Below are 6,608 nucleotides of genomic sequence, written 5' to 3' on the forward strand. Positions count from 1 at the left end.
GACGCCGCGCGCGAGCAGCATCTCCTCGACAGCCCGCAGGCTGAGCGAGAAGCGCAGGTACAGCCAGACGGCGTGGAAGATGATCGCCGGCGGATGCCGGTGGCGCTTGTACGAGGCGGGGGTCATGGTCATCGCCGCCAACTATCGTCCCTTCGAAGCGGCGGCGAGACCGCCCCAGGTTAACCCGACAGCTCCTTGCCGGTTGGGCGGAGCACCGATCGCGCCGGCAAAGGGGGGCCTTGCCCCCTGGGCGGAGCGGCGTTGTCTGGACCTCATGCGCGCGCGACTGTCGGAAGACATCAGCCTGGACGAACTGGCGGCCGAGGCGCAGCTCTCACCTTTTCATTTCGCCCGCATGTTCAAGCAGAGTGTCGGTGTGCCGCCACGGGTCTATCTGACCCGACTGAGAATGGAGAAAGCCTGCGAACTTCTCGAACTGACGGATATTCCGATCACAGAGATCGCCTTTGATGTTGGCTATTCGCCAAATCCGGTACTCGCCCGAGTATTCGCCAAGCATCAGCACATGAGCCCGTCTGACTATCGCCGGGCAGTTCGCGATCCGGTTCGCCCTGTCTCGCTGCAGTGCCGTCAATGCGCCGGACGTCATCAGCCATCTCCGGGATATCAAGGCGTTCGACGAGGCGGCCGGCGCGCGCGCGTGCGCCGGAGCGCCGGTGACAACCCAAGCGCCGCGAGCGCGATGGCGCCGCCCGCCGCCACGGGATGGCGGCTAGACGTTTGATCCCTTGTCGCGTCCCAGCGCTCGATGCAGCGCAGCCTCGAGTTGCTCGAGGTTGTACGGCTTCGTGACGACATCCGAGAAACCGGCCTCAAGCAGCCTGAGCTTGGCGTCGTCGCCGACATTGGCGGTAAGCGCGATGGCGGGCGGGCACGGCCGTTCGGTCGCCGTCGCTTCCGCCCGGATATGGCGCAGCGCCTCGTCGCCGTCCATCTCGGGCATCGAAATGTCCATGAACAGCGCGTCGAAGCGGCTGCATCCAGCCTCGCGGATCGCTTCCGGGCCGCTCTCGACCAGCTTCACGCTATGGCCTCTCGGCTCCAGGAGCATCTTCAGAATCATCCGGTTAACCGGGTTGTCATCGGCGGCGAGCAGCGCTAGCGGTCCGATCGCCGATCCCTTGGCGTCGCCATCGCGCGAAGTCGAGGGCTGGGGCCGCTCCGCGATCGGCAGGGGCAGGTCGATTGAAAAGACGGTGCCGCGCCCGGGGACGGACGTCAGCGACAGGGTTCCCTGCATCGCCTCGATGATGCCCTTCGCGATCGACAGTCCGAGTCCCGTGCCGCCGAAGCGGCGGGTCGTCGTCTGGTCGCCCTGCGCGAACGGCTCGAACACGTTCGCGACCTGCTCCGCCGTCATGCCGATGCCGGTGTCGCTGACCACCATGCGAAGCCGGTCGGGCGCGCTGTCGTCGAAGGTCACGTCGACCTCGCCGCCGGGGCTGAACTTGATGGCGTTGCCGACCAGATTGTGCAGAACCTGGAGCAGAAGCCGGCGGTCGCCGAGGCGGAACGGCGCGCACCGAGGCAGTCGGCGCACCGTCAGGGCGACGCCTCCGCTCGAGACCTTCGCGCCGTGCAGCGTCTCGATGATGGATGGCAGTTCGTCCAGATCGAAAGGGGCCGTCTCCACACTCATCTTGCCGGCGGAAATCTTGGAATAATCAAGGATGTCGTTGACGATACTGACCAGCGTCGCGCCGCATTCGCGCGCGAAGCCGACGATCCTCGCCTGGTCCAGGTCGAGCGGAGACTTGGCGAGCACTTCCAGCAGACCGAGCACGCCCGTCATGGGCGTGCGCAGTTCGTGGCTCATGACCGCCAGAAACCGCGCCTTCGCTTCGGCTGCGATGCGGTTCTTGTCCGCTAGCGCCGCCACGCTGCGCTGCATCTCGTAGTTCTCCGTGACGTCGCGCCCGCAGCCTACCAACCCGACGATTTCGCCGGTCGCGTCGCGGAGCGGCACCTTCGTCGTGCTGAAGTATCGCTCGCGGCCGCGCTCATCGACCAGTCGCTCGATCTTGCCGATGACCGACTCCCCGTCACGAATGACGCGCATGTCATCTTCGAAGAAACTCTGAGCAATCTCGTGCGGATAGTAGTCGAAATCGGTCTTGCCGAGAGCTTTTTCCGGATCGCGCTCCCCCATCAGTTCGGCGTCTGCGCGATTCTTCAGAATGAATCGCGCCTTGCGATCCTTGGCGTAGACGGCGTCTGGAAGCGACTCGACCAGCGTGTGCAGGAGGCGGGCGCTGCGGCCGGTCTCGGCATCGGCGAACTGCACCAGCAACAGTCCGGGAAAGCGGGCGTCCCGCGCAATCCGCAGGTCGCCGGCATGGGGTGGATCGTCACGGACGTCGGTCGGCGAACCTGACCGCCACGCATCGATCTCCCGTTTTAGCGCGGGTGAATGCGAGAACCGGGAATTCCGGAAGGCGTCGTTGCTCCACAGCACCGTGGCGTGATCGTCATCGGCGAGCAGGGCAAGCGGCTCCGCCGCGCGAAGCGCGATCTCGGCGATTGCATCGTGCATGAGCGACGGCGCGGCCGTTCGATCCATCGGGGTTGCTTGCACCTTTGCCGGCCTACAGTCCGGTCACCATAGTCGGCGTTTCCTTACGCTGAGGTTTTTTTGCGGCGATCGGCCTGGTCCGAGCGGGCGGGGCGCCGGCTTGTGTTCGGGGCGACGCCGCATGGCGCGCAGTTGCTGCAATCTTCGTATCCCCCCCCTACAACTTTGTGGGCTATCGACCCGACGCGCCGTTCTCATACTCCCAACCAAGCGAGAAACGACTGCGGGGCCAGGCAGGAGAGGCCGGCTTCCACAGGCGCCGCGCTCTGGGTCGGCGATGGCGTCGCCCCTGTCGAATTCGGGAGCGAGACATGACCGACATCATCATCAATCCGCTCGGCGTAACGACGCCCCAGACGACGACCGACCCCGGCGACACCATCGTCGTCCACTTCGGGGCGCTCGTCGGGACCATCACCGACACCGCGGTGACGCTCGCCGACGACGACACCACCCTAGCCAACAGCGGCGAAATCCGCTCCCTCCGCGGGACTGCGGTCTCCATCCTCGGAAACAACGTGACCGTGTTGAACGACCGCGACATCGCCGAGGAGCTTGTCGGCCCGCCGCCCCCGTTACCGCCGCTGTCTGGCACGCTCGTCATCGGCCCGCCGGCGCCTCCCCCGCCGCCGTCTGGCGGGCTCGTCGTCATCGGGGACGCCAACGACACCGCCGGCGCGTTCAGGCCTAGAGAAAGCAGCCGCGACGTCGAGGAGCTGCGGGACCTCCCCCGCGGCTCTGAGGCGCTGCTGGACTTCCCCGGCCTGATCGGGCCGGAAGGGCTCTCCGACGTCGAGTTCAGTCAGCCGTTCCCGATCGATGGGCCGATCGCGGGTCCGGTGATCAACGGCGTCGTCGGCATCCGCGTCGAGGGAGAGAACGCCTCGATCGTCAACTTTGGCGAAATCAGCGGCGACGTCACCGCCGTCGATTTCGTAAACGGCGGGGAAAGCTCCGGGACCCTCGAAAACTTCGGCCTGATCACCAGCTTCAGCCGCGCCGTCAACATCGGCGGCGACGGGATCACGCTGTTCAACAACGGCCGGATCGAGACCACGGGCGACCCGCGCAACGGCGTCGTCTACACCGACGTCACCTCCAACAATTTCACCATCATCAACGAGCTCGACATCACGTCGCCCGAGGGCGGCACGGGCGACGCCATCTCCGTCGAACTGGGCGAAAACGTCTTCGGCGACATCCTGAACACCGTGGGCCTGATCCAGGGCCGCGGCGAGGCGAGTGGCATCTGGATCTATTCCCCGACCGGCGGCCCCTCGACCTTCACCACGCTGATCGAGAACGGCGGGGGCATCATCGCGGAATCGACCACGGGCATCGACGCCGCCATCCGTTTCGACGACGGCGTGAGCTTCGTCGGCGAGATCCGGAACCTCGCCGAGACCTCCGGCATCATTGAGGGCGTTCGGAACGCGATCCGCTTCGGCGAGGGCGACCATTCCGAGGGCGTGATCGTCAACGAGGAGAACGCCACGATCACCGCGGTCTCGCGCGCCATCGACATCGCCGGCGTCGGTCTGACGATCAAGAACGACGGCGACATCACCACGACGGGCGACGCGCGCAACGGCGTGATCTACGCCACCGCCAGCGCCACGGGCTACCGGATCGAGAACGGCGAGACCGGCAGGATCGGGGCCGCCAGCGTCGTCCTGAACAACTCACACGCCATTTCGTTCGAGCTCGACGACGCGGTCGAGGGGTCGATCTACAACGCGGGCTTCATCGACGCCGGCGGCCAGGGCAGCGGCGTGCGGCTGTTCTCCGCCAACCCCGAGACGGGCTCGCGCTTCACCGGCGAGATCGAGAACAGGAACGAGATCATCTCGCAGGCGGACGTTGGCGTGAACGCCGCCATTCTCGTGGAAGACGGCGTGGGGTTCCATGGAACGATCTCGAACAGCGGCTTCATCTTCGGCGTCCGCAACGGCGTCTACCTCGGTGACGGCGATCACGCGCTGACGCTGCTGAACGAGGTCGGCGGTCTCATCGCGTCGGAGTCGCGCGCTCTCAACATCGACGGAACGGGCGTGTCGGTGGTGAACCACGGCGAAATCGTCGGGTTCGGCGACAGCCGCAACGGCGTCGTCTACAGCGACGTCACGGCGGACGACTTCTCGATCCTCAACACCGGGTCGATCGACGCGGGGATGGACTTCAACGGCGTGAGCTTCAACGCCGACGCCATCTCGCTCCAGCTCGGCGCAGTGGTGAACGCCACCATCGTCAACCACGGCGAGATCAACGGCCGGGGCGAGGCGACCGGCAGCGGCGAGGCCAGCGGCGTGCGGCTGTTCTCCGGCGTCGAGGGGCCGAGCGTGTTCGTCGGCGACATCGTCAACACGGGCGCCATCCACAGCGAGGCCACGGCCGCGATCCTGATCCAGCAGGGGGTGCGGGTCAGCGGCGAGATCGTCAACGCCGGGCTGCTCTCCGCCCCAATCGCCCTCGATGCGCGCGAGTCCGATTTCGGGCTGACGTTCCGCCAGACCGACGGCGTCACCGACGGCCGCCTGCTGTTCGGCGACGGAAACGACGTCGTGCTGATCGAGGGCGGCGCGGTCCTCGGCGAGATCGACCTCGGCGGGGGCCTGAACGTCTTCGACGGAACCGGCGCCCTGAGCTCCCTCGCCGTGTTCGGCGGAAGGGACCGCGACCGGATCATCGGCGGCGCCGGCGACGACGAGATCGACGCCGGCGGCGGGCGCGACGTGGCGACGGGCGGAGAGGGCGCCGACAGCTTCTTCTTCGCAAGCTCGCTGATCGACGACGGTCGGCGCGACCTCCTGCGGATCACGGACTTCGACGTGACCGAGGACGCCTTCATCGCGGACCTCTCGCGCGTCGCAAGCGCTTTCGCGGTCGGGAACTCGCTGATCCTGACCTTCGACGGCGCCGACCGCGACGTCGTTCTCTTCCAGAACGTCGCCGACGCCCGGACGCTGTTCGACGACCTGCTGTCGGCGTGACGGCCCATGCGCGCGCCGAGGATCGGCGCGCGCAGCCCTCCCGGCGGGCGCCCACCCTCCGCCGGATGTCCTGCGCCGCCTTTCCTGCGTCGGTCGCAGGCCGCGGGGCCCCCAGGATTGCGCCGGAGAGCACATCGCAACCCGGCCGGCGGCGTCAGCGTCGCCACCAGTTCGGAACGTGCAGGGGGGCAGGAAGTTCGAGACCACGCCGCGCGACGTTCATCGCGTTCCATCGGCGCCACGACGGCGCGGCGTCGCAACCGGACGCCCCCGCGCGCAGCCACCGCGCCCAAAGCGCCGCGAGGCGCGCCAACCGAAAGGATCGCTCCCATGTTTCGCAAAACCCTTCCCGCAATCGCACTCCTGCCCATCGTCCTGGCCGCCGCGCCATCCGGCGCCGCGACCCTCTCCGTGATCACGCTGGACGCGCCGACGCTCACCGGCGTCGGCGACGCGAGCAACTCCCCCGGCCTGTTCGACTTCGAGTTCTTCGGGGTCGGAGCGGTCTCCTCGGAGCCGGCGGAGGCGACGGGCCTCGACATCGACATCGTCGCCGAGATCCTCGCGGACGGAAGCGTTGGTCCCGAGGGGGGACTCCTGCTCGTCGGCCCGGGGCCGCAGGCGGGAGGCTTCTTTCTGACCGGCGATCTGACCGATGTCGCTTTCTCCATCGGCCCCGGCGAGGACGTGCTGGAACTTCTGTTCGAGGTCATCTCCGGGCCCGCCGAATACGGAATGCTGGCGCTCGCGCGGATCTTCGGCGACTTCGGCGACGACGCCGCCTCAGCGTTCGGCTCGAACGGCTTCGACCCGACGGACGCGCGCTTCGAGCTTCACCCCGCCGTGATCCCGCTACCCGCCGCCCTGCCCATGGCGGTCAGCGCCCTCGCCCTGCTCGCAGCGTTCGCGCGGCGCCGGCGAGCCAGTCCCCCCAAGTTCGACAACAGATTGGCTAAGTGATTGAAATTGCGAACCCGCGTTTGGCCTTTTTGCCACAACCGCTGATCGTCAGGCAGGCTTTGGAA

General features: G+C 67.2%; 4 protein-coding genes and 1 pseudogene. 3 read left to right on the plus strand and 2 right to left on the minus strand.

Translation table 11 applies throughout. The features are described 5' to 3' along the window. A pseudogene (locus BLW43_RS22105) lies at positions 1–132 on the minus strand (IS6 family transposase); the annotation flags it as partial. On the opposite strand from BLW43_RS22105, the gene BLW43_RS22110 reads away from it, so the two are divergent. Further along, entirely contained in the window at positions 125–745 is a 621-nt protein-coding gene (locus tag BLW43_RS22110; RefSeq protein ID WP_245731170.1) for a helix-turn-helix domain-containing protein, read from the plus strand. The pseudogene BLW43_RS22105 and the gene BLW43_RS22110 overlap by 8 nt on opposite strands. Here BLW43_RS22110 and BLW43_RS22115 read toward each other — a convergent pair. Further along, positions 734–2,581: an ATP-binding protein gene (locus BLW43_RS22115; RefSeq protein ID WP_093256984.1), complete on the minus strand. Its 1,848-nt coding sequence runs from the start codon at positions 2,579–2,581 to the stop codon at positions 734–736. The genes BLW43_RS22110 and BLW43_RS22115 overlap by 12 nt on opposite strands. Positions 2,582–2,904: 323 nt before the next feature. On the opposite strand from BLW43_RS22115, the gene BLW43_RS22120 reads away from it, so the two are divergent. Both BLW43_RS22120 and BLW43_RS22125 read left to right on the plus strand, forming a co-directional pair. Beyond that, complete coding sequence (locus tag BLW43_RS22120) at positions 2,905–5,583, plus strand: beta strand repeat-containing protein (protein ID WP_093256987.1); 2,679 nt, start codon at positions 2,905–2,907, stop codon at positions 5,581–5,583. Between the two features lie 330 nt (positions 5,584–5,913). Further along, positions 5,914–6,543 (plus strand): hypothetical protein, encoded by a 630-nt coding sequence (locus BLW43_RS22125; RefSeq protein ID WP_093256990.1) that lies wholly within the window; start codon positions 5,914–5,916, stop codon positions 6,541–6,543. Positions 6,544–6,608 lie beyond the last annotated feature (65 nt).

The organism is Rubrimonas cliftonensis, assembly GCF_900107585.1.
Lineage (GTDB): Bacteria > Pseudomonadota > Alphaproteobacteria > Rhodobacterales > Rhodobacteraceae > Rubrimonas > Rubrimonas cliftonensis.